Annotated in this window: 27 protein-coding genes; 19 read left to right on the forward strand and 8 right to left on the reverse strand. The window is 42.5% G+C overall.

Annotated elements, in window-relative coordinates; translation table 11 throughout:
- Nucleotides 1-90: 90 nt before the first annotated feature.
- The 5 genes from C9J51_RS13860 to C9J51_RS13880 all read left to right on the forward strand — a co-directional run bounded on the left by C9J51_RS13860 (nt 91) and on the right by C9J51_RS13880 (nt 5,682).
- On the forward strand, nt 91-666 hold the full coding sequence (locus C9J51_RS13860; protein ID WP_045039735.1) for an aminodeoxychorismate/anthranilate synthase component II: 576 nt from the start codon (nt 91-93) through the stop codon (nt 664-666).
- A gap of 356 nt (nt 667-1,022) precedes the next feature.
- Entirely contained in the window at nt 1,023-2,252 is a 1,230-nt protein-coding gene (locus C9J51_RS13865; RefSeq protein WP_045039736.1) for an aspartate aminotransferase family protein, read from the forward strand.
- 104 nt (nt 2,253-2,356) lie between these two features.
- A complete protein-coding gene (gene astA / locus C9J51_RS13870; protein ID WP_045039737.1) occupies nt 2,357-3,373 on the forward strand; it encodes an arginine N-succinyltransferase in 1,017 nt (338 codons plus the stop codon).
- A gap of 13 nt (nt 3,374-3,386) precedes the next feature.
- A complete protein-coding gene (gene astD, locus C9J51_RS13875; RefSeq protein WP_107275217.1) occupies nt 3,387-4,847 on the forward strand; it encodes a succinylglutamate-semialdehyde dehydrogenase in 1,461 nt (486 codons plus the stop codon).
- Nucleotides 4,848-4,887: 40 nt separating this feature from the next.
- Complete coding sequence (locus tag C9J51_RS13880; protein WP_045039738.1) at nt 4,888-5,682, forward strand: DUF1338 domain-containing protein; 795 nt, start codon at nt 4,888-4,890, stop codon at nt 5,680-5,682.
- Nucleotides 5,683-5,754: 72 nt separating this feature from the next.
- Here the strand turns inward: C9J51_RS13880 and C9J51_RS13885 are convergent, their stop codons facing one another.
- Together C9J51_RS13885 and crp are read right to left on the reverse strand one after the other, a co-directional pair.
- Nucleotides 5,755-5,937, reverse strand: coding sequence for a hypothetical protein (locus C9J51_RS13885; protein ID WP_045035969.1), 183 nt, complete (start codon nt 5,935-5,937; stop codon nt 5,755-5,757).
- Nucleotides 5,938-6,131: 194 nt separating this feature from the next.
- On the reverse strand, nt 6,132-6,764 hold the full coding sequence (gene crp / locus C9J51_RS13890) for a cAMP-activated global transcriptional regulator CRP (RefSeq protein ID WP_036789513.1): 633 nt from the start codon (nt 6,762-6,764) through the stop codon (nt 6,132-6,134).
- Between the two features lie 382 nt (nt 6,765-7,146).
- Between crp and C9J51_RS13895 the strand changes: the two genes are divergently transcribed.
- Nucleotides 7,147-7,551 (forward strand): OsmC family protein, encoded by a 405-nt coding sequence (locus tag C9J51_RS13895; RefSeq protein ID WP_045039739.1) that lies wholly within the window; start codon nt 7,147-7,149, stop codon nt 7,549-7,551.
- Nucleotides 7,552-7,640: 89 nt separating this feature from the next.
- Here the strand turns inward: C9J51_RS13895 and C9J51_RS13900 are convergent, their stop codons facing one another.
- The 4 genes from C9J51_RS13900 to C9J51_RS13915 all read right to left on the reverse strand — a co-directional run bounded on the left by C9J51_RS13900 (nt 7,641) and on the right by C9J51_RS13915 (nt 11,923).
- Nucleotides 7,641-8,510, reverse strand: a complete 870-nt coding sequence (locus C9J51_RS13900) for a phosphoribulokinase (RefSeq protein ID WP_045039740.1) — start codon at nt 8,508-8,510, stop codon at nt 7,641-7,643.
- 148 nt (nt 8,511-8,658) lie between these two features.
- Nucleotides 8,659-8,871, reverse strand: coding sequence for a YheU family protein (locus tag C9J51_RS13905; RefSeq protein ID WP_045035972.1), 213 nt, complete (start codon nt 8,869-8,871; stop codon nt 8,659-8,661).
- An 85-nt stretch (nt 8,872-8,956) separates the two neighbouring features.
- A complete protein-coding gene (locus C9J51_RS13910) occupies nt 8,957-9,937 on the reverse strand; it encodes a hydrolase (protein WP_045039741.1) in 981 nt (326 codons plus the stop codon).
- A gap of 63 nt (nt 9,938-10,000) precedes the next feature.
- On the reverse strand, nt 10,001-11,923 hold the full coding sequence (locus C9J51_RS13915) for an ABC transporter ATP-binding protein (RefSeq protein ID WP_045039742.1): 1,923 nt from the start codon (nt 11,921-11,923) through the stop codon (nt 10,001-10,003).
- A gap of 259 nt (nt 11,924-12,182) precedes the next feature.
- Between C9J51_RS13915 and kefG the strand changes: the two genes are divergently transcribed.
- The 4 genes from kefG to slyD all read left to right on the forward strand — a co-directional run bounded on the left by kefG (nt 12,183) and on the right by slyD (nt 15,464).
- Nucleotides 12,183-12,758 (forward strand): glutathione-regulated potassium-efflux system ancillary protein KefG, encoded by a 576-nt coding sequence (kefG, locus tag C9J51_RS13920; RefSeq protein ID WP_045035975.1) that lies wholly within the window; start codon nt 12,183-12,185, stop codon nt 12,756-12,758.
- On the forward strand, nt 12,751-14,556 hold the full coding sequence (gene kefB, locus C9J51_RS13925; protein ID WP_045039743.1) for a glutathione-regulated potassium-efflux system protein KefB: 1,806 nt from the start codon (nt 12,751-12,753) through the stop codon (nt 14,554-14,556). The genes kefG and kefB overlap by 8 nt, the downstream gene beginning before the upstream one ends.
- A 15-nt stretch (nt 14,557-14,571) precedes the next feature.
- Entirely contained in the window at nt 14,572-14,781 is a 210-nt protein-coding gene (locus C9J51_RS13930; RefSeq protein WP_045035977.1) for a YheV family putative zinc ribbon protein, read from the forward strand.
- 83 nt (nt 14,782-14,864) lie between these two features.
- Entirely contained in the window at nt 14,865-15,464 is a 600-nt protein-coding gene (slyD, locus tag C9J51_RS13935; protein WP_045039744.1) for a peptidylprolyl isomerase, read from the forward strand.
- Between the two features lie 87 nt (nt 15,465-15,551).
- On the opposite strand, the gene C9J51_RS13940 is transcribed toward slyD, so the two are convergent.
- The gene (locus C9J51_RS13940) at nt 15,552-15,773 is read right to left on the reverse strand and encodes a SlyX family protein (RefSeq protein WP_045035979.1); all 222 of its coding nucleotides are present in this window, start codon (nt 15,771-15,773) and stop codon (nt 15,552-15,554) included.
- 10 nt (nt 15,774-15,783) lie between these two features.
- A complete protein-coding gene (locus C9J51_RS13945) occupies nt 15,784-16,761 on the reverse strand; it encodes a WD40 repeat domain-containing protein (protein WP_045039745.1) in 978 nt (325 codons plus the stop codon).
- 192 nt (nt 16,762-16,953) lie between these two features.
- Between C9J51_RS13945 and fkpA the strand changes: the two genes are divergently transcribed.
- The 9 genes from fkpA to C9J51_RS13990 form a co-directional block, all read left to right on the forward strand.
- Nucleotides 16,954-17,817 carry an FKBP-type peptidyl-prolyl cis-trans isomerase gene (fkpA, locus tag C9J51_RS13950; protein WP_045035981.1) on the forward strand — a complete coding sequence of 288 codons (864 nt, stop codon included), beginning with the start codon at nt 16,954-16,956 and terminating at the stop codon, nt 17,815-17,817.
- 188 nt (nt 17,818-18,005) lie between these two features.
- Nucleotides 18,006-18,728, forward strand: a complete 723-nt coding sequence (locus tag C9J51_RS13955) for a helix-turn-helix transcriptional regulator (protein ID WP_045035998.1) — start codon at nt 18,006-18,008, stop codon at nt 18,726-18,728.
- Nucleotides 18,725-19,117 (forward strand): sulfurtransferase complex subunit TusD, encoded by a 393-nt coding sequence (tusD, locus tag C9J51_RS13960; protein WP_107237227.1) that lies wholly within the window; start codon nt 18,725-18,727, stop codon nt 19,115-19,117. Before C9J51_RS13955 ends, tusD begins: the two co-directional genes overlap by 4 nt.
- 10 nt (nt 19,118-19,127) lie before the next feature.
- Nucleotides 19,128-19,484, forward strand: coding sequence for a sulfurtransferase complex subunit TusC (gene tusC, locus C9J51_RS13965; protein WP_045039746.1), 357 nt, complete (start codon nt 19,128-19,130; stop codon nt 19,482-19,484).
- 7 nt (nt 19,485-19,491) lie between these two features.
- Nucleotides 19,492-19,785 carry a sulfurtransferase complex subunit TusB gene (gene tusB, locus C9J51_RS13970; protein ID WP_045035984.1) on the forward strand — a complete coding sequence of 98 codons (294 nt, stop codon included), beginning with the start codon at nt 19,492-19,494 and terminating at the stop codon, nt 19,783-19,785.
- 176 nt (nt 19,786-19,961) lie between these two features.
- On the forward strand, nt 19,962-20,336 hold the full coding sequence (gene rpsL / locus C9J51_RS13975; protein ID WP_004399892.1) for a 30S ribosomal protein S12: 375 nt from the start codon (nt 19,962-19,964) through the stop codon (nt 20,334-20,336).
- Between the two features lie 95 nt (nt 20,337-20,431).
- On the forward strand, nt 20,432-20,902 hold the full coding sequence (gene rpsG, locus C9J51_RS13980) for a 30S ribosomal protein S7 (protein ID WP_045035985.1): 471 nt from the start codon (nt 20,432-20,434) through the stop codon (nt 20,900-20,902).
- Between the two features lie 89 nt (nt 20,903-20,991).
- Nucleotides 20,992-23,097 carry an elongation factor G gene (fusA, locus tag C9J51_RS13985; protein ID WP_045039747.1) on the forward strand — a complete coding sequence of 702 codons (2,106 nt, stop codon included), beginning with the start codon at nt 20,992-20,994 and terminating at the stop codon, nt 23,095-23,097.
- 100 nt (nt 23,098-23,197) lie between these two features.
- Nucleotides 23,198-23,924: elongation factor Tu (locus C9J51_RS13990; RefSeq protein ID WP_146144939.1), on the forward strand; the 727-nt coding region annotated here is incomplete at its 3' end.

Here is a 23,924-nt window from a genome sequence, read left to right on the forward strand (position 1 = left end):
TTATTATAAAAAAGCAGGGCTTCGGCTCTGCTTTTTTATCGCGAGTTAGTCACTGTCGTTGGCAGTTAAGAATAAGAGCTTAGTTGTAGTATGTTGTTAATTATTGATAACTATGATTCATTTACTTACAACCTCTATCAATACTTTTGTGAGTTAGGCGCTGAAGTGGTTGTTGTGCGCAATGATGAGATTGATATTGCAGCCATCGAAGCATTAGCTCCGACGCATTTAGTCATTTCCCCTGGTCCCTGTACGCCTAATGACGCGGGTATTTCTTTGCAAGCCATTGAATATTTTGCGGGTAAATTGCCTATTCTTGGGGTTTGTCTTGGGCATCAATCGCTCGCACAAGTGTTTGGTGGTGATGTAGTACGCGCTCGACAAGTGATGCATGGCAAAACATCCCCCATTTACCATACTGATCGCGGTGTGTTTGAAGGGCTGAATAACCCGTTAACCGTTACCCGTTACCATTCTTTGGTAGTTAAAGCGGCGACATTACCTGATTGTTTTGAGATCACGGCGTGGACACAATTAAACGGTCAATTCGATGAAATTATGGGTATTCGACATAAGACATTGGATTTAGAAGGGGTGCAATTTCATCCAGAAAGCATTTTGACCGAACAAGGCCATCGATTGCTGGCTAATTTCCTCCAGCGTTAATCCTTCTGCTACTGCTTTTCTAACGTACTTATTACTGCGCGAGTAAGTACGCTTCTCTGTTGTTGTTTTTCTTCTTCTTCTTCTTCTTCTTCTTCTTCTTCTTCTTTGTCTTCGTTATTTGAGCTGCTTTGTTTTCGCTAAAATACAATGTTATGCATTTGATGGAAATAGTTTCCTTAACGGAAAGAATATTGGTCATTAGAGTGGTTAATCATCTTCCGTAAATAATGCATAACTATCGCGAGTGTATTTATTACTTAACACCTTAGTTTTAATAAAAATAACTGTTATTGTTGGCAAAGGTTAATAAAATGTAAATACTAGTAATAAGGCATACAGCACAGAAGGACAGTGTGATGGCAACAGAAGAGAAACTGCAACGTTCGTTGTTTAATGAGGTCATGGTACCTTGCTATGCGCCGATGGATATTATTCCTGTTCGAGGACAAGGCTCGCGCTTATGGGATCAACAGCAACGGGAATACATTGATTTTGCTGGCGGGATAGCGGTTAGCTGTTTGGGCCATTGTCATCCAGTGATGGTGACGGCATTAACCGAGCAAGCACAAAAGTTATGGCATTTAAGTAATGTGATGACCAATGAGCCTGCTTTGCGCTTAGCAGACAAACTAACCCAACTCACTTTTGCCGACAAAGTCTTTTTCGCTAACTCTGGCGCAGAAGCCAATGAAGCCGCATTAAAATTGGCGCGTCGTTATGCCGTTGATAACTTTAGTGCCGATAAAGATCAAATTATCGCTTTTCATCATGGTTTTCATGGTCGAACCTTTTTTACCGTGACAGTCGGTGGTCAAAGTACTTATTCCGATGGTTTCGGGCCTAAGCCCCAAGCCGTTACTCACCTGCCTTATAATGATCTAGCAGCTATTGCTGAATTAATGTCTGATAAAACCTGCGCCGTGATGATGGAACCTTTACAAGGTGAGGGCGGTATAATTAGCCCAACCATTGAGTTTGTGCAAGGGGTGCGTGAACTGTGTGATAAACACCATGCATTGTTGATCTTTGATGAAGTTCAAACGGGTAATGGACGGACGGGAGACTTGTTTGCTTACCAAGGTTTGGGTGTTACTCCAGATATTCTCACCACTGCAAAATCATTAGGCGGCGGTTTTCCTGTTGCTGCTATGCTGACAACGACGGCACTTGCCGCTCACCTCAAAGTGGGTACCCATGGTTCAACCTATGGTGGTAATCCTCTCGCATGTGCGGTTGCTGAAGCGGTGATCAATACCATTAGTCAGCCAGCACTATTAGCCGGAGTGAAACAGCGCGAGCAATGGTTTCGTGAGGGATTAATGCAAATTAACCGCCGTTATCCTATTTTTAGTGAAATTCGCGGTAAAGGGTTATTACTTGGGGCGGTGTTATGCCCACAATGGCAAGGTCGAGCACGAGATATCTTAGTTGCAGCAGGTAAAGAAGGGGTGATGGTATTAGTTGCAGGTACAGATGTGGTGCGCTTTACACCTTCACTAGTGATTGATAAAAAAGATATCGATGAAGGGATGCGACGCTTAGAAGCGGCAATTGCGACGTTATATAACGCGCATTCTGAGCTGTGATTGAATGGTAATTGCGGGGTTAGTTAATACTAATAACCTCATTTTAACGCTGATTTAGAGCGGGGCAATGGCTGGAGTCATTGCCTACTTTAGGAGGGAATGCCATGCTCATTATTCGTCCTATTACTACCACTGATTATCCTGCGCTGATGCAATGTGCTGAAGCATCGGGCCATGGTTTTACGTCACTGCCTATCAATGAAGATTTACTTCGTCGTCGTATTCAACATTCTCAAGCCAGTTTTAATGCCAACGTTACTTCACCAGGACAAGAAAGTTATCTGTTGGTCGCCGTTGATAGTGACAGTGGCCAAGTGGTTGGTACCACTGCGATTGAGGCAACGGTTGGGCTTGATGTTCCTTTTTATAATTATCATTTAAGTACTGTCACTTATGCCTCGCGTCAGTTAGGGGTGCATAACACCGTAAAAGTGCTGACATTGGGGAGTCAATATACGGGTGAGACGGAGCTGTGTAGCTTATTTTTATTGCCCGAGTGGCGGCAAGGTGTCAACGGACGCTTATTGTCTAAGTCGCGCTTTTTGTTGATGGCGGATCATCGACAGCGATTTGCTGACGTTGCCTTTGCTGAAATGCGTGGTGTGTCTGATGAGCAGGGTAATTCTCCTTTTTGGCAATGGTTGAAAGAGCATTTCTTTTCGATTGATTTTACTTATGCAGATTATTTAACGGGCATTGGTCGCAAAGGCTTTATTGCTGATTTAATGCCGAAATTACCGATTTACGTCAATTTACTCAGCAAAGAAGCACAAGCGGTGATTGGGAAAGTACATACCAATACTCGCCCAGCATTACAGCTGTTAGAACAAGAAGGATTTTGTTGCCGCGGTTATGTTGATATTTTTGATGCGGGTCCAAGTGTTGAATGTGACGTTCGAAATATTGAAACTGTGCGTCATTCGCAGCGCTATTCGGTCGATATTGGTGAACATAGCAGCCAACAACATTACCTTATTTCAAATTGCCAGTTAGCTGGGTTTCGAGCGGTTGCTGCTCCTATTGTGATTACGGCGCAAGGACAAGCCATGATGACCGCGGATGTTGCAGTAGCGCTTAATGTGAAAATGGGTGATGAAGTACGATTAGTTGCGCAATCATAATAAGGAGAATCGAATGAGCTTATGGATTAATAATCAATGGCTAGTGGGCGATGGTGAGCAATTTCAATCACTCAATCCTTATAATGATGATGTGGTTTGGCAAGGTCATGCCGCGAGTGTTGATCAAGTTGAGCGTGCTGTCGCTGCTGCAAATATGGCGTTTTTAAGCTGGCGTAATACGACGTTTAGTGAACGCTTAGCCATCATTGAACGCTTTGCTCAATTACTGCAACAACATCAATCGCAACTGGCACACATTATTGCGACTGAAACAGGTAAGCCATTATGGGAAAGTACCACTGAAGTTGCGGCTATGATTGCCAAAGTAGGGCTATCAACGCAAGCTTATCATGAGCGAACCGGCACCCGTCAGCGTCAACAGGCCAATACCACCATGGTTGTTCGTCATCGTCCGTTAGGGGTAATGGCGGTATTTGGACCGTATAACTTCCCCGCTCATTTACCTAATGGTCATATTATTCCTGCATTGTTAGCCGGTAATACCGTGGTCTTTAAACCCTCAGAATTGACGCCCAATACTGCCCAACGGATGTGTGAGTTGTGGCAGCAAGCGGGTATTGCTGATGGGGTGCTTAATTTGGTGCAAGGTGGACGAGCAACGGGAGCAGCATTAGCCATGGCAACTGGAGTCGCTGGGGTATTGTTTACCGGGAGTGCACAAACAGGACATTTATTGCATCAGCAATTTGCAGGGCAACCTCAAAAAATGCTGGCTTTAGAGATGGGAGGCAATAACCCATTGGTTGTCGGTCAAGAGTATGGTGAGATTGAGGCAGCAGCATATACTATTATTCAATCGGCTTTTTTAAGTGCAGGGCAGCGTTGTACCTGTGCGCGGCGATTATATATTGCCACCGGAAAAGCTGGTGATGCTCTGTTAGCCCGTTTAGTTGCGGTCGCCTCGCAATTGCTGGTGGGAGATCCATTAGCAACCCCTGCACCGTTTATGGGACCATTAATTTCTGCTGTGGCGGCAGATCACATCATATTGCATCAACAGCAGTTATTGGAGGCTGGTGGGGTTGCGTTGTTAATGGCGACAAGAGGCCAAGGCGCAATTGTGACGCCTGCGATTATCGATGTTAGTGCTATCAGTGAACTCGCGGATGAAGAATATTTTGGACCGTTATTACACGTGAGTCGTTATGTTGATTTTACTCAAGCGGTTGCGAGTGCTAATCAAACCCGTTATGGATTAGCCGCGGGGTTAATTTCCACTGATAGCCAGCAATGGCAGTATTTTATTGACCATATTCAAGCTGGAATTGTGAATCGTAATCGACCATTAACGGGAGCAAGTGGTGACGCGCCTTTTGGTGGCCCTGGCGCATCAGGTAATCTTCGTCCAAGTGCTTACTACGCGGCTGATTATTGTGCTTATCCGATGGCATCTGTTGAGGGGGATGATGTGCAATTACCGTCTCAATTAGCGCCAGGAGTAAGCTTGAGCTAAGGTTTAATGAGTGATAATACTTTCAATAGGCAGGCTGATTATGGAATCTATTACCCAACTTTTTGATAGTTTATGGCGCGATTATAGTCAACGGTTATGCCCCTCTGCGGTGCAAATACAGCAATTATTAACGGAGGATTCAGCATTATTAAATGACCATATTGCGTTACGTAGTTTTGGATTACCCAAATGTGGCTTAGCAGTAATTGCCGCACCATTTATTGCTTTGGGGTATCAGCCACAAGCGAAATATCATTTTAGTGCTAAAAAGTTGTATGCAGAATCTTTTATTCATTCCAATCCGTTACAGCCAAAAGTCTTTATCAGTGAATTACAATTAGCGGGGTGTTCCGCAGAATTGCAACAAATGATACGGACATTGCTCGATCAGGTTGATGATGCTTATTTTCGCCAACCTGATTTTGTTTATAGTGGCCGTCCATGGCAACTCGACTTTGCGACCTATCAATTTTTAGCCGCTGAAAGTGAATATGCGGCATGGGTAGCAGCGCATGGTTTTGGTGCTAATCATTTTACGGTCAGCATTAATCAGTTAGAACAATTTGCTAACCTTGAAGAGGTGAATCATTTATTACGCCATAATCAGTTTGTGATTAATCAATCGGGCGGAGAAATAAAAGGCAATGCTGAAGTAATGCTAGAACAATCAGCAACGATGGCTGATGTCGTGGGTGTGAGTTTTAGAGATGGTATTCATAAAATATCGGGTGGTTTTTACGAATTTGCTAAACGTTATCCGCAAACCAATGGCGAATTATATTCAGGATTTGTGACTGCATCAGCGAATAAAATATTTGAGAGTACTCATCGTTAATGGCGGCTTTGCATAATGATAAAGACAGTAATAGAAACAGCACTTGTGATAAGTGCTGTTGGTAGTCACAGGTTAATTATCTAACGGTGAAGCCCAAACACCTGATTCATCAGCAGGGCAGCGACGTAATCCGGTTTGTTGTTCAAGGTAACAACGGCTATCACTAAATCCTGTCATTTCAATGGTTGTTGGTTGATTAGTTAAGACCCCTGGTACGGTGGTGTAACTATTCATTGAAAAGCGTTCAATATCCATATTGACCCTTATTGATTTAAATCCGTATATAAGCAAAATGTAGCATAAATAGGTGCTATTACAAATTAAAATTTAACAGTAAGACTAACACCGCTAATGATTATTTTACTGTGGTATTTTTTAGAATAATTGATACAAAAAAAACCGCAGCTATTCGCTACGGTTTCATCGGTGATTAAGGTGTTGCTAAATAATTAGCGAGTACCGTAAACCACAATAGTTTTGCCGTGAGCAGAAATAAGATTTTGCTCTTCCAGCATTTTTAAAATACGACCGACTGTTTCGCGAGAACAACCTACGATCTGGCCAATTTCTTGACGAGTGATCTTAATTTGCATGCCATCAGGGTGTGTCATTGCATCAGGTTGTTTTGCAAGATTCAGTAATGTCTGTGCAATACGACCAGTCACATCAAGGAATGCAAGATCACCTACTTTTTGGCTTGTCACTTGTAAACGACATGCCATTTGAGCAGATAGACGCATTAGAATATCTGGGTTTACTTGAATTAATTGACGGAATTTCTTGAATGAAATTTCTGCAACTTCACAAGGGCTTTTTGCACGAACCCAAGCTGTACGTTCTTGGTCTTCTTCGAACAAGCCGAGTTCACCAATAAAGTCGCCCTGGTTTAGGTAAGAAAGGATCATCTCCTTACCTTCTTCATCCTTGATTAATACAGCAACAGAACCCTTCACAATGTAATACAAAGTTTCGGCTTTTTCACCTGCGTGAATTAACGTGCTCTTTGACGGATATTTGTGAATGTGACAATGGGAAAGAAACCACTCTAAAGTTGGATCTGTTTGCGGTTTACCTGGAACCATATTACTAACTTCCTCTGCATATGTTGCCCAACAATATGTTCTGTAAAGATAACTCAACAAAACTGTGCGTTGGCAGGGTTATTCATGCAGCTGCTGGGCTGCGAGCTAACTTGAACTGGTTTAGAGTGTATCCTTTTTCTGTGGTTTTTTCTTGATATTGATCTCGCTGACTCGCTCATTTATGAGAGATAAGTGTGCACATGATCACATCGTTGTGACTTAGTTACCAAAAGCGCCGTTTTAAAGTGGTTTTGTTGTCTAATTTCTCTAATACAAATATGCAACGCAATCCACGTTAAACAAAATAAATAACATTTACATTGGTGGGATTATCAACAAAAATATGGTTAATTTCTGAAAAATATAGCTCAAGGATATAAAAATGCAGTCACGTGTGAAATGGGTAGAAAACATGACGTTTGTTGGTCAATCAGCATCGGGTCACAGTGTGGTTTTAGACGGTAACGGTGGCGAAAAAGGGCCGAGTCCGATGGAATTAGTGTTAATGGCTGCGGGTGGCTGTAGTTCGGTTGATGTGGTTAGTGGTTTACAAGATTTACAGCAGCAGATCACGGGCTGTGAAGTGAATATCGCCGCTGAACGTCGTGAACAAGCGCCACGAATCTTCACTCATGCAAATTTACACTTTGTCGTTACAGGCCATGCTTTAGATGATGAGTTGGTGAGTAAGGTGGTGGTTGATTCTCTCGAAAAATACTGCTCAGTATGTTTAATGCTGGGTAAAGGGGTTGAGCTTAGTCACAGCTATGAAATTGTGGCGGCATAATCTAATTATCACTAACGGTTGCTGATATTAGCGACCGTTAATTACCCCAGTAACCGCAAATTTATCTAGTAAGCAGTAAGCAGTAAGTATTAAGCTATTTTGCCATTTTCGATCAATTGTTCGAGTAGCGGCCGCATAATTAACTCCATTGCAAAACTCATTTTTCCGCCAGGAACGACAAGGGTATTGTGGCGTGACATAAATGAGCCTTGAATCATCGCTAATAAATGCGGAAAGTCGACATTTTTTAAGCCACGAAACCTGATCACTACAAAGCTTTCATCTAAACTTGGAATACCTTTGGCACTGACAGGGTTTGAGGTATCCACCGTAGGAACACGTTGAAAGTTAATATGGGTACGAGAAAATTGCGGGGTGATGTAATTTAAGTAGTCATCCATTGAGCGCACTATCGACTCCATTACCGCTTCTCTTGAATGGCCGCGGTCGCGAGTGTCGCGAATGATCTTTTGAATCCACTCTAAGTTAACAATCGGCACCATGCCAATCAGTAAATCAACATGTTGGGCTGCATTAGTTTCCCCATCAACTACACCACCATGTAACCCTTCATAAAATAATACATCGGTATTTTCAGCAAGCTGCTGCCAAGGGGTGAATGTTCCGGGCATTTGATTGTAAGGTACGGCCTCATCAAATGTATGTAAGTAGCGGCGGAATTTGCCACTGCCATCTTGAGCATACTGCTCGAAAAAGTGGGCTAACTGTTCAAAGTCATTGGCTTCAGCGCCGAAATAGCTGATATGACGGCCTTGTTCTTTGGCTTTACGAATTTCACAATCCATCTCTGGGCGAGTGAAGCGATGAAAACTATCGCCTTCTAGCCATGCGGCGTTGATGTCCATCATATTAAACATTTTGCGAAAGGCTTCAGAGGTGGTGGTTGTGCCCGCGCCTGATGAACCAGTAACAGCAATAATAGGGTGTTTTACCGACATAACTCACCTTGTTGTGATTAGCATAGGTTTAATAACAAATAATTGTTAGTGATAAATGTTACTACATGTTTGCTAAAATGTCGGTGTTAAGTGATGAAAATGCAACTGAAGCCAAGTTTTAATGGTTATCGATACAATAACGTGTTTATTACATTTGATTGCGGAGCTTAATATCTACCGATTCATGCAATTCAGAGAAAAAAATCACCGCATCACCAGATTGTAATTGGCGTCGAACATAAGCCACTTTATCACTGAGGCTGATTTCTACTTCGCCATAATCAGTGCCTTCTCGTAAAATAAATTGCTCAATAAGATTGGTTAATGTTTCTGGTGCGATGTCTTGCCAAGGAATAATCATTACAACTTCTTAAATGACTAATGAAATAATAACCGCAGTATATTCTTAAAATTAACGCGAAAGAAAGTCAGTCATTATTAAGTGGTTATGATTGATGCAAGGCGAGTTGGTGTTGAAACCATTTTGGTACCGTTTGTTCTAACCAAAATTGAGGCTTAAGTAAGCTGCCGCTAATAAAACCGACATGACCACCAGTGGTTGATAAATCATAACGAATGTTGGTGGGTAATGGCTGTGAAGGAATGACGTCATTATTCATAAACGGATCATCTTGAGCATGAATGATCCGTAATGGTTGAGTGATGTTAGTCAGTTGCTGTAAACCACTACAGCGTTGATAGTAGTCATCGGCATTTTTAAACCCATGCAATGGTGCGGTCACCGCTTGATCAAATTGCCACACGTTGTTAATTGATGCTAATTGTTGGCGGTTAATAGGCATGGTGTAAGGGTGACGCTCAATTTTTTGGGCAACGGTGCGTTTGAGTGATGTTAATAAGTAACGTTGATAAACCCGTGAGAACCCTTGCTGAATACGATCAGAACATGAGGCAAGGTTAAGTGGTGGTGAAATAGCTTGGGCGGCAATGAGCTCGCTATTATCAGGGTAGTTAGCTAAGTAATTAATCAGCACATTGCCACCAAGTGATACGCCTACTGCCATTAACGGACGCTGTGGAAATTGCTGACGTAACCATTGAATGAAGAAGCGTACATCCTTAATGTCACCAGAATGATAGCTTTGCGGATGACGATTTAACTCACCACTGCAACCTCTAAAATGCATCATCACGCCAAGCCAACCTTGTTGTTTGGCTGCCATCAATAGACCATTAGCGTAAGGGCTATTAAAACTTCCTTCTAAGCCATGTAATAAAATCATCAATGGTTGGTGATGGTTTGTCAGGTCGGGCTGCTCTGTCCACGCTAAATCAACAAAATCGTCATCGGGCATTTCAAGACGCTGGGTGATGGGTGTAAAGAGGGGCTGGCGACGAATGAAGCGAGGTAATAAGGTTTGTAAGTGGGGGTTACCCAATCCGATAGCAGCGCTAAATGGTTGCATGTGATGTCCTTGATCCGAATAAAAACGCCGTAGCAATAAAAGTATCACTACGGCGTTAAATGATCACTCAGCGTTAAGCTGGCTTTCCATTTCTTCTAGTTGTTCTTGCAGTTCCATCCATGCAACTTCAATGTCTTCAAGATCAGATTTAGCATCCCCTTGAAGTTTTAACTGTTGATTCATTTGCGCTTTATTTTCTGGCTCATAAATGGTGCTATCACTTAATGCCGTTTCAGCTGCTGTAATGATCGCATTAAGCTTATCCATTTGTTTTTCAAGCTTAGTCACTTCTTTACGAATCGGTGCTGTTTGCTTACGGAATTCGGCATCTAAACGCTTTTGTTCTTTACGTGATGCGGCACTATTATCTTTATTGGTTTCGGGTTTTGCCGCTTGTTGTTCACGACGCTCACTGCGTTGTTGTTCTGTTAACCATTTGTGGTAATCACTTAAATCACCATCAAATGGCATTACTTGACGATCATGGACAAGGTATAAATCATCGGTGGTCGCGCGCAATAAATAACGATCGTGACTCACAATAACCATTGCACCTTCATAAGATTGCAATGCAAAGGTCAGTGCTTGACGCATATCTAAATCAAGGTGGTTAGTCGGTTCATCGAGTAACAATAGGTTTGGACGTTGCCATACAATTAGCGCTAATACTAACCGTGCTTTTTCACCACCAGAAAACGGACCGACTTTTTCTAGTGCTTTATCACCAAGAAATCCAAAACTCCCTAAGTAATCACGCAGTTGTTGTTCAGTTGAGTTAGGCGCAATACGAGCCATGTGTTGAATTGGCGTATCATCAAGGTACAAGGTTTCTAATTGGTGTTGAGCAAAGTAACCAATTTTAACCCCTTGTGAAAAAGCCATATCACCGGCTTTAGCAGGTAACTCACCAGCAAGCATCTTAATTAAGGTTGATTTACCTGCGCCATTACGACCCAGAAGACCAATGCGGCTTCCTGGAACAAGGTTCAAACGGATCTTTTCTAGAATCAGTAAGTCATCATAACCTGCGGCAACATGATCCATCATTAGAATCGGATTTGGCAGTGCAGTAGGCTCTCTAAACTCAAACATAAACGGGTTATCAAGCTGCGCGGGCAGTACTTTTTCCATCCGTTCTAGAGCTTTAATTCGGCTTTGCGCTTGGCGTGCTTTATTCGCTTTATAACGGAAGCGTTCGATATATGACTGCATGTGCGTCATTTGCTTCTGTTGCTTTTGAAACATTGCTTGTTGCAGGATTAGCTTTTCTGCACGTTGGACTTCAAATGATGAGTAGTTACCGCTGTAACTGTTCATGGTTTGGTTTTCAACGTGAATAATGCGGTTGATAACCGGATCTAAGAAATCGCGGTCATGGGAAATCAGTACTAGCGTGCCACGGTAGCTTTGGAGCCATTTCTCAAGCCACATTACCGCATCAAGATCTAAGTGGTTGGTTGGCTCATCGAGTAATAATAGGTCAGAACGACATAGCAGTGCTTGGGCAAGGTTTAAACGCATGCGCCAACCACCAGAGAACTGGGTTAAGTTCCACTGCATTTGATGTTGTGAAAAGCCTAAACCATTCAATAATTCTGCCGCACGTGCATTGATACTATAACCACCAATGGTGTCAATTTTACCATGCAGTTCAGCGACTTTATTGCCGTTGTCAGCCAGTTCCGCCGCGATTAATTGACGCTCAAGTTCGCGGTATTCGCGATCGCCATCAATAACATATTCAATCGCCGCTCGCTCTAGGGCTGGTGTTTCTTGTGCTACCCACGCTAATTCCCAATTACTTGGAAACTGACAATTACCGCCATCTAAGCTGAGTTCATTTTTGAGTAATGCGAATAAGGTTGATTTACCACAACCATTTTTACCCACAAGGCCCACTTTATCGCCAGGGTTAATGGTCGCTGTGGCATTTTCAAGCAGAACTTTACCACCACGTAGAAGTTGGATATCTGAGAAGATAATCATCGATAGCGCCGGGGACGTGCCCGCTCCACAAAATTAAACTGGAATTATGTTCAGGAGTCTAACCCAAACTTGAACCAGTGGCTAACCTGACACTGAGTTAGCACCATACTGGTACCGCGATGGCGTTAACGGGATAAAAAGAACAGTTGTAACTAAATGATCATATTAAGTAACAATTAGGTATGATGGTTAACAATTAGACGGTGTAATAGTTTAGTAACGTATTACTTGGAGCATCAAATGATATGCAAAGGACAATATGACTGATTTGAAAATATTAATTATCTTTGCGCATCCTGATCCTCAAGAATCAGTTGCTAACTATGCGTTACTCAATGAAGTAAAACAGCTATCTCATGTCACGGTGCATGACCTGTATGCCACTTATCCTGATTTTTTTATTGATGAAGTAGCAGAACGCGCACGAGTGGCCGCTCATGATGTGATTATATTTCAACATCCCTTATATATGTATTCTTGCCCAGCATTACTCAAAGAATGGCTTGATCGGGTATTGAGTAAAGGTTTTGCTCATGGCGATGGTAAAGCGACAGCGGGTAAATATTGGCGCTCAGTGATCACCACCGGTGGTGCGGCTGAGGCTTATAGTGCTGATGGTTATAACCGTTGCAGTATTGACGATATTTTAAAGCCGTTTGAATTGTGTGCCGATCTTTGTCGCATGCAATGGTTACCGCCGTTAGTGGTGCATTGGGCGCGACGGATCTCTGAGACGGAGCGGCAACAACATGCGCAACTGTATCGCCAATGGTTAATGAATCCCCATCAATATGATCCTCAATTGCCATTAGCATTAGGAGTAAGTGATGAATAATGACTTTTTGTTGGTAATGGTGATTTTTTTAGGGGCGGCCATTATTGCGGTGCCATTAGCGCAACGGTTGGGTTTAGGCTCCGTGTTGGGGTATCTCATTGCGGGAATCTGTATTGGCCCATGGGGATTAGGGCTAATCTCTGATGTGGATGCAATATTGCACTTCTCTGAGTTTGGGGTGGTGTTGTTACTGTTTCTTATCGGTTTGGAACTTAATCCGAAAAAATTATGGCAAATGCGTAAGCCAATTTTAGGATTAGGTGGCAGCCAAGTGGTGATCTCGACGCTGGTTATTGCTGCAATTGCTCTTGGCTGGCGATGGTTTTTTCCTGAGCTTGGTTGGCGTGATGCGATTGTTATTGGTATGGGGTTGGCACTATCGTCAACTGCAATTGCATTACGGGTGATAGATGAACAACAATTAAGTGGTAGCGAAACCGGTCAATCAGGATTTGCAGTACTGCTGTTTCAAGATATCGCGGTTATTCCAATGTTAGCACTGTTGCCATTATTAGCCGGTAATGCTGGTGGCAGCTGGTTGGATGGCATTTGGATGTTAGGCTGCATTGTACTGTTTTTAGTTGCTGGTCACTTTTTGTTGCGGCCGTTATTTCGTTATGTGGTGATGAGTGGTGTGCGTGAGTTGTTTAATGTCGCCGCTTTATTATTGGTGGTGGGTATTGCACTGATTATGCAAATGATCGGTTTATCGATGGCGCTGGGAGCATTTTTAGCGGGTGTATTACTGGCTGAAAGTGAATATCGACATGAGCTTGAAATTGCGATTGAACCGTTCAAAGGATTATTACTGGGATTGTTTTTTATCTCAGTTGGCATGGCGGTTAATCTGGGGGTGTTATTACAATACCCATTGCAGATCCTCGCGGTAGTTATCGCTTTAGTAACCATTAAGATGGGGATTCTTTATCTGTTGGCGCGCATGTTTGGGGTGGGTGAAAAATCACGCAGTCAAATGGCGGTTATTTTAAGCCAAGGAGGTGAATTTGCATTTGTGTTATTTACCGCAGCTAAAGCAGATGGATTATTAAGTGGTGAGTTAGCACCGTTGTTATTAGTGGTCGTGACTCTATCGATGATGACCACCCCATTAATTTTACAATTACAAAAACGGTGGTATGTGTGGCGCTTTCAAGCCGAAGATTCACAGCAACCAATTTCGGATGTAGTTGATCGTCAGCCGCGCGTCATTATTACCGGATTTGGTCGATTTGGGCAGGTGGTGGGACGGCTACTGTTTGCCAATAAAATTCGCGTTACCGTATTAGAGCGCGATCCCAGTCAAATTCAATTTTTACGTAAATTTGGTTATAAGGTTTATTACGGCGATGCGACGCAATTGGATTTATTACGTTCGGCGGGGGCTGATAATGCTGAAGCCTTGATTATCTGTACTGATGATCCAAATGAAGTGATGGAAGTGGTCGCGTTATGCCAACAACACTTTCCTCAACTGAAATTAATGGCGCGCGCACGTAGTCGAGTTGAAGCCCATCAGTTATTGAGTCATGGGGTTGAATGTTTTTCACGTGAAACATTTGAAGGCGCCCTTGATTTAGGTCGTCAAGCCCTCATATCTTTGGGTATACATCCTTATAAAGCGAATCGTGCTCAGGCGCATTTTCGTAAAATCGATAGCCAAGCATTACGTGATTTACTGTCTCAGCATAGTGAAGATGTCAATTTAGCATCACGTCAAAAAGAGGCTCGTAAAGAGTTGGAAGATATTTTTGATCGTGAAATGCGTGGTGAGCAACAACGCCACCAAGATTGGGATTAATCAAGGAATGATTCAATGATTAAAAAACGATTTATTGCTGGGGCTGTATGTCCTAATTGCCAAGCTTTAGATACTTTACGCTGGTGGCAACAACATGATATTGAGCACATAGAATGTGTTCAATGTCAGCATCTTGATACACGTTTGCCACAGGCAGTGAAAGAGAGTGAACAACTTTCTTCAGCCACCAAACAACAAGTGATAGGGATTTTTAAACCAGACTAATGTGATAATGGCATCTCAATGGTATTATCCTGTATGATATGGTAACAAAAACTATCACCCCAAGCTTAAATTTTGGAGTTAACATGAAAGTCGCTAAAGACACAGTAGTAAGCTTAGCTTACCAAGTGAAAACTGAAGAAGGTATCGTTGTCGATCAATCAACAGTTGAAGTTCCTCTTGATTACCTACACGGTCATAACAACCTTATTCCTGGTCTGGAAAAAGCGCTTGAAGGCCACGTGGCAGGCGACAAGTTTGAAATCACTGTTGCTCCTGAAGAAGCTTACGGTGAGCACATGGACGAAATGGTTCAGCGTGTTCCTGCAAATGTATTCCAAGGTGTTGATGAAATCACTGTTGGTATGCGTTTCCTAGCAGATACTGATCAAGGTCCAATCCCTGTAGAAGTAACTGAAGTTGACGGCGACGAAGTTGTTGTTGATGGCAACCACATGCTTGCTGGTCAAACACTAGGTTTTGACGTTGAAGTTGTTGCTGTACGTGCTGCAACTGAAGAAGAAATGGAACATGGTCACCTACACCAAGGTGGCGGTTGTTGTGGCGGTGAAGGCGGTTGTGGCGATCACGGTGACGACGATTGCTGTGGCGGCGACCATGATCACGGTAACGACGAAGGTTGTTGCGGTGGCGAAGGCAAGGGCGGCTGCGGCTGTTCTCACTAATCACATTTATTGTGATCATAAAAAAGGAAGCCTCGGCTTCCTTTTTTGTTTTTGAACGTTTTATGCTGTGGAATTTCAAACCTCTATTTAATAATGTGGTGGCGGTGTTTCTTCTGATTCATCTGCCATATTAGAGGTTTGCATACCTTTAACTTTACCGACCATAAACTTAAGTTGTACTTCCATTCGATCAATCATAAATTGCTGCTTCGTTAGCGCATCATTTAATTCATCAATGGTCTGTTCTTGGAAGGCGAGTTTCATCTCGAGTTCATCAAGACGGCTTTGTAGTTGTTGTATCTCATTCATGGGATATTTTTCAGTCGGTTGACCAGGCTTGAGCGTAACCGGCAGAAGAGCCAGCGACAACATTACCTGTAGGGCTAATAGCGACATCATACACCACTGCTGTGGCGGGTCGAGTCCCTGGCTGTACTTCTGCTCGCCAATCTCCGATATTTTCTCCATTATCTGTGCGCCATAAATCGACTCGACGTGACGGTGTTCCCGTTACTAAGCGTTGTCCATTATCGGAAAAACGGACACTTGAGAATGTTTGATAACGTACTTTCATCGCTAATTGAGTGATTTTCTTACCCGTGGTTAAGTCCCAAATAATATTGTCATTATTATCGGTAGCAGAAAAAGCGAATTTTCCATCTCGTTGCAGTGCGACTTGGTTGACACGGCTGCTATGCTTAAATGAATAAATAATCTGTCCGCTGCGGGTATCCCATAAATAGGCGTGGTGATCATTACCGCCAGAAAGGGCATAGTGGCCATTAGCGGAAAGGGCAACACTGTTTACTTTGTCTCGATGCGCTAAAAATTCCAATCGTCGCCCATTCGTGAGATCGATAAATAGCGCTTTACCATTGTTTAATGCTAATAATACGTCAGTACCGTTATTGGCTATAGCGACATCTTGAATCGTCGCGTTGTCAACAGACCATAAACCATGGGCTTGTGACCAGCCTAAATCCCACACGGCAAAATTTTGAGTTGTTGCGGTTATAGCATAACGATTGTTATCGGATATATAACTTGTTATCACACTATTGTGATATTGATCTTGAGAACCAAAATCTGCTAACTTTTTGTTTTGCTGTAAATCCCATAGCGCGATACCTTGTATGTTTGTGCTAATAAGTGCAAAACGGCCATCACGGCTAAGGCTTAAACTCGTGCTACCTTGTTGAGCAAGATGCCAGCGTTGAACTTCTGAATCAAAGAACAAACAACCGCTTAAGGCAAAGGTAGAGAAAAGTAGACTAACTGACAAAAATTTCTTGTACATTAAGCTCTGGTTCCGCTTTATTAGGGTAACTAGATAGAAGAAATGAATCTGATTAAATAACTGCAGCGCTAAGTATTTACAGTTACTTAATCAGAGTGGTAGTAGTATATTGATATAATTTTGTTTTCATACTCATACTAATAAACACAGTATAAAAGTGAGGCATGACCTCAATGACTGATGGAGAAATACATGAAGCCTATTTTAAAGATGTCTGTATTAGCAGCAACAATCTTCCTTGTTGTGGGTTGCCAGGATGATAATAAAGCAGACACCAACAAGCCTGCTGAGCCTGTAAAAGTTGAACAAACAACGACTTCAGCTGCTGTTGCAACAACGGATGCTGCTAAAGTTGAATTTAAAACTGAAGATCAAAAAGCAGCGTATGCTATTGGTGCATCACTAGCACAATACCTATCCGCTAATCTTGATCAACAAAAAGAACTTGGTCTTGATCTTAACCGCCAAGATGTACTTGCGGGTGTAGAAGATGTGTTTGCAGGTAAGAGCCTGATGACACAAGAGCAAACTCAACAAGCACTACAATCTCTAGATCAACGTGTTGCTAAGATTGTTGAGCAGAAAGCAAAAGCTGAATCTGAAAAGAACATTAAAGTTGGTGAAGAATACCGCGCTAAATTTGCTAAAGAAGCCGGTGTTGTTACCACTAAATCAGGTTTGATGTACAAAGTTGAGAAAGAAGGTACAGGCGCAAAACCAGCTGCAACTGATACTGTTGAAGTACAGTACAAAGGCATGCTAACTGACGGTACTGTATTTGATAGCTCATACCAACGTAACCAACCTGCAACCTTCCCACTAAACCAAGTGATTCCAGGTTGGACTGAAGGCGTACAATTGATGCCTGTTGGTTCTAAGTTTGAATTTGTTATTCCGCCACAACTTGCTTATGGCGCACAAGCAAATCCAAGTATTCCTGCTAATTCTACGTTAGTTTTCCAAGTGGAATTACTCAGCATTAAAGGTGCTAAGCAAGCTCAGCAACCTGTTGTTGAAGCAGTAAAAACAACAACTACAACGACAAAAGCGCAATAAATTATCACTATTTAGTGACAAAAAAGCGTAACAGTTGATCCAGACCCGGCATATGTCGGGTCTTTTTTGTTCAATTATCTGATAAACTTACTGAGAAGATTTTAATTTTTATCAATTATATTGAATGCTTGTGGTGATAGATCAGGGCGATCGCATTGTAGATAAGCAACAAAATGGAAGGTGATATCGTGATTTCAGTAGATAATTTTGGAACAGAGATAATTGTTGATAGTGACATCGTTGACAGACGAATTTTTTCTGAACACGATGATAATATTCTGCGTGCATATGAAGCCGTTGTTGACGGTTTAGCCGCATTGATTGGGCCATTTTGTGAAATTGTTCTGCACTCCTTAGCCGATTTAAATACCTCGGCAATCAAAATAGCCAATGGCCAAAATACAGGTCGTAAAGTGGGATCACCAATTACTGATCTTGCGTTACGATCTTTACGTGATATTCAAAAGTCAGAACGTAATTTTTCACATCCTTATTTCACTCGCGCTAAAGGCGGTGATTTAATGAAATCGATCACTATCGCGATTCGAAATGGTGATAATAAAGTGATTGGATTGTTGTGTATTAACGTTAATCTCGACGTACCTTTTACCCAAATCCTGCAATCGTTTATGCCAACCGATGAAGCGAAACAAGCGGCATCAAAAGTGAATTTTGCTAGTGATGTTGATGAATTAGTGGATCAAACGGTTGAACGCACGATTGAAGAAATTAACGCGGATAAGAATGTCTCTAATAATGCCAAAAATCGTCAGATAGTGATGGCACTGTTTGATAAAGGTATTTTTGACATTAAAGATGCGATTAACCGCGTAGCTGATCGATTAAATATCTCTAAACACACCGTGTATCTTTATATTCGTCAGCGAAAGACAGAGGATGGTGACAAGTGAGTTTAACTTACGCCATTGTGGTTAATGGTCCCGCCTATGGCACGCAGGCTGCACGTTCAGCGTATCAATTTTCATGTGCTGTTATTGAGTTGGGGCATACATTAACCCGCGTGTTTTTTTATCAAGATGGTGTGCTTAATAGTAATGCACTGACAGTACCTGCATCTGATGAATTTGATCTTGTCGCCGCTTGGCAGCAGTTAGCACAAACACATCAGGTTGAATTACACACTTGCGTTGCAGCAGCATTACGACGTGGCATTATTGGTGAACAAGAAGCACAACAACATCAATTACTCAGTAATAATTTAGCATCAGATTTTGAAGCGGCAGGGCTTGGTAGTCTTGCTGAAGTGTTACTTAGTGCTGATCGCGTGATTCAATTTTGAGGTTAAGCGAGTGAATAACGTAGGGTTTGTTTTTCGACAGCCACCTCATGGCAATAGCAGTGGCCGTGAAGGACTTGATGCATTATTGGCAGCGTCAGCTTATACCGAGGCATTAAACGTGTTTTTTATTGGTGATGGGGTGCTGCAATTGATTAAAAATCAGCAGCCAGACGCTATTTTAAGTCGTAATTATATTGCGACTTTTAAAATGTTGCCTCTGTATGACATCGAAAATATTTATGTTTGTCAGCAATCATTAATTGAACGAGGATTAAGCGTCGATGATTTATTAATTGACGTTATTATCTGTCCCCATACTGAGCTGATGACAAGATTACATTGTTGCCATCAAATTCTCACTTTTTGAGGTGCCGATGTTACATACCGTGACCCGATCACCATTTCAGAGCCACTCATTGACACAATGTTTACAGTTTATTTGCCCTGGTGATGAGATCTTATTGCTCGAAGATGCTGTAATTGTCGCCTTGAGTAAAAATATTTACTTTGATTTAATAAAAAATATTGGCGTAAAAATTTATTTACTGGAAGCCGACATTATTGCGCGTGGTTTACAGGATAAATGTGACAAAGATATAGATGTTATTGATTATAAAGGGTTTGTTTTGTTAACCGAACAACATGACAAGCACATGAAATGGTCATGATAAGCCATTATTAGTAACGATATATGGACAAAAAAGTGATTGTTTAAGAAATGATCACTTAATTGATCGTTGGTTAGATCTTGACACCTTTAGGTGCGATGCCTAAAATTTCGCGTCCTCCTGTTGTTGGGAGGCAGATTTTTCACCTTACGAAAGTAACAATCAGGAGCTATTTAATGGCAACTATTAACCAGTTGGTACGTAAGCCACGTGCTAAGCAAGTTGTAAAAAGCAACGTGCCTGCACTAGAAGCGTGCCCACAGAAACGTGGTGTATGTACTCGTGTTTACACTACTACACCTAAAAAACCGAACTCAGCATTACGTAAAGTTTGTCGTGTTCGTCTAACAAACGGTTTCGAAGTAACATCATACATCGGCGGTGAAGGTCACAACCTTCAGGAGCACTCAGTTGTTCTTATCCGCGGTGGTCGTGTTAAAGACTTACCGGGTGTTCGTTACCATACTGTTCGTGGTGCACTTGACTGTGCAGGCGTTAATGACCGTAAACAAGGTCGTTCTAAGTACGGTGTGAAGCGTCCTAAATCTTAATGGATTCCGTTAAGTAAGGCCAAACACTAAAATTATTTAATTTTGAAGAAACTGAAAAGTTTTGGATAACCTGAAGAAGACAACGGAGATAATCCATGCCACGTCGTCGCGTAATCGGTCAGCGTAAGATCCTTCCAGATCCTAAATTCAAATCAGAATTGCTGGCAAAATTCGTTAACATCCTAATGGTTGACGGAAAGAAATCTACTGCAGAAAAAATTGTTTATTCTGCACTAGACACTATAGCTGAGCGTTCTGGTGAAGAACACTTATCTGTATTCGAAAAAGCTCTTGAAAATATTCGTCCAGCGGTAGAAGTTAAATCTCGCCGTGTGGGTGGTTCAACTTACCAGGTGCCTGTAGAAGTACGTCCAGTACGTCGTAATGCACTAGCTATGCGTTGGTTGGTTGAAGCTGCGCGTAAGCGTGGTGAAAAATCTATGGCTCAGCGTCTTGCAGGCGAAATGCTTGATGCGGCTGACAACAAAGGTTCTGCTGTTAAGAAACGTGAAGACGTTCACCGTATGGCAGATGCGAACAAAGCGTTCGCACATTACCGCTGGTAATATAGCTGGTAATACCGCTTGGGCACAGCAGGTTTTCCTGCTGTGCCTAAACCATTTTCTAAGGTTCACCTTAGTAAGAGGATACAACCGTGGCTCGCAAAACGCCTATCGAGCGCTACCGTAATATTGGTATCTGTGCTCACGTTGACGCCGGTAAAACAACCACTACCGAGCGCATCCTGTTTTATACAGGCCTATCTCACAAGATAGGTGAAGTACACGACGGCGCTGCTACTATGGATTGGATGGAGCAAGAGCAAGAACGTGGTATCACGATCACCTCTGCTGCAACGACCACCTTTTGGCGCGGTATGGACAAGCAGTTCGACGAGCACCGAATCAACATCATTGATACTCCAGGACACGTAGACTTCACGATTGAAGTTGAACGTTCACTGCGCGTATTAGATGGTGCTGTAGTTGTGTTCTGTGGTGCTTCAGGTGTGGAGCCTCAGTCTGAGACTGTATGGCGACAGGCCGATCGATATGAAGTTCCTCGTATCGTTTTTATTAACAAGATGGATCGCACGGGCGCAGATTTCTTCCGCGTTATCGAGCAGATCAAACATCGTCTTGGTGCAACACCAGTACCGCTGCAATTAAATATTGGTACTGAAGATGAATTTAAAGGTGTGATTGACCTGATCAAAATGAAAGCCATTAATTGGTCTGACGTTGATCAAGGAACCAGTTTTACCTATGAAGATATTCCTGCTGACATGCAAGAGTTGGCAGACGAGTGGCGCATGAACTTAGTTGAATCAGCAGCTGAAGCTAATGATGAACTAATGGATAAATACCTTGAAGAAGGTGAACTGACTGAAGCTGAAATTAAAGCTGGTCTGCGTCAACGTACCCTCAACAACGAAATCGTATTGGCAACTTGTGGTTCTGCATTTAAGAACAAAGGTGTTCAAGCCGTACTAGATGCTGTTGTTGATTACTTACCTTCACCAACTGAAGTAAAAGCAATTACTGGTGAAGACGAACACGGTAACCCTGTTGAGCGTCATTCAAGTGATGACGAACCATTCTCAGCACTAGCGTTCAAAATCGCAACCGACCCGTTCGTAGGTACATTGACTTTCATGCGCGTATACTCAGGTGTTGTTAATACAGGTGATACTGTTTTCAACACTGTTAAAGAAAAACGCGAACGTTTAGGCCGTATCGTTCAGATGCATGCCAATAAACGTGAAGAGATCAAAGAAATTCGTGCTGGCGATATCGCTGCAGCTATTGGTCTTAAATTCGCAACAACAGGTGATACCCTATGTGATCAGAATCATAAAGTGATTCTAGAGCGTATGGATTTCCCTGAACCGGTTATTCAGATTGTGGTTGAACCACGTTCTGTTGCTGATCAAGATAAGATGACAATCGCGCTAGATAAATTAGCAGCAGAGGATCCATCTTTCCGCGTTGAAACCGATGCTGAATCAGGTCAGATTTTAATTTCTGGCATGGGTGAACTTCACCTAGATATCATCGTCGATCGTATGAAACGCGAATTTAACGTCAACTGTAACGTGGGTAAACCCCAAGTTGCTTATCGTGAAACTATTCGCGGTAAAACTAAAGTTGAAGGTAAATTCATTCGTCAAGCTGGTGAAACTGGCGGCCGTGGCCAATATGGTCATGTGTGGCTAAATCTTGAACCATCAGAACCGGGTGAAGGTTTCGTCTTCGTAGATGAAATTGTCGGTGGCAGCGTACCTAAAGAATACATTAGTGCTGTTGCCATAGGTATTGAAGAACAAATGAAGAGTGGCGTGCTAGCAGGCTACCCTATGATTGACGTTAAAGCGACGTTAGTTGATGGTTCTTACCACGACACAGATTCAAGCGAAATTGCATTTAAAATCGCAGGTTCAATGGCATTACGACAAGGTGCACTTGATGCAACTCCAGTATTGCTTGAACCGATGATGAAAGTTGAAATTACCACGCCAGAAGATTGGATGGGTGATGTCATTGGTGACCTTAATCGTCGCCGTGGTATGATCGACGGTATGGAAGATGGCAACGCGGGTATTAAAATTATTCGTGCGCAAGTTCCACTATCAGCAATGTTCGGATACGCAACTGATTTACGATCAGCAACACAAGGCCGCGCGTCTTATTCTATGGAGTTTAGCGAGTACGCTGAAATGCCAAAGAACGTTACTGATAAAATTATTGCTGAACGTATTTAATTTCATTATTGCGTCAATGGCTATTGGCGCATAAAATACAAACTTCAGAGCCGTCCCCGACCTAGTAGGGGGCGTATCTTAACTAGGAAGGAACACAATTGTGTCTAAAGAAAAATTTGAACGTCTAAAACCGCATGTTAACGTTGGTACAATCGGTCACGTTGACCACGGTAAAACAACTCTAACAGCTGCTATCTGTACTACACTTGCAAAAGTGTACGGTGGTGTTGCTAAAGACTTCGCATCTATCGATAACGCTCCTGAAGAGCGCGAGCGCGGTATCACAATCTCTACTTCTCACGTAGAATACGATACTCCTTCTCGTCACTACGCACACGTAGACTGTCCTGGACACGCCGATTATGTTAAAAACATGATCACTGGTGCTGCTCAAATGGATGGTGGTATCCTAGTTGTTGCTGCAACTGACGGTCCTATGCCTCAAACACGTGAGCACATCCTACTTGGTCGTCAAGTTGGTATTCCTTACATCATCGTATTCATGAACAAATGTGACATGGTTGATGATGAAGAACTACTTGAACTAGTAGAGATGGAAGTTCGTGAACTTCTTTCTGAGTACGATTTCCCTGGTGATGATTGCCCAGTAATCATGGGTTCTGCACTAGGCGCGCTTAACGGCGAAGCTGAGTGGGAAGCTAAGATTGTTGAACTAGCTGAAGCTCTAGATACTTACATCCCAGAGCCAGAGCGTGCTATCGATCTACCATTCATCCTTCCAATCGAAGATGTTTTCTCAATCCAAGGCCGTGGTACTGTTGTAACTGGTCGTATTGAGCAAGGTATCGTTAAAGTTGGTGACGAAG

Source organism: Photobacterium iliopiscarium (assembly GCF_003026395.1).
GTDB lineage: Bacteria > Pseudomonadota > Gammaproteobacteria > Enterobacterales > Vibrionaceae > Photobacterium > Photobacterium iliopiscarium.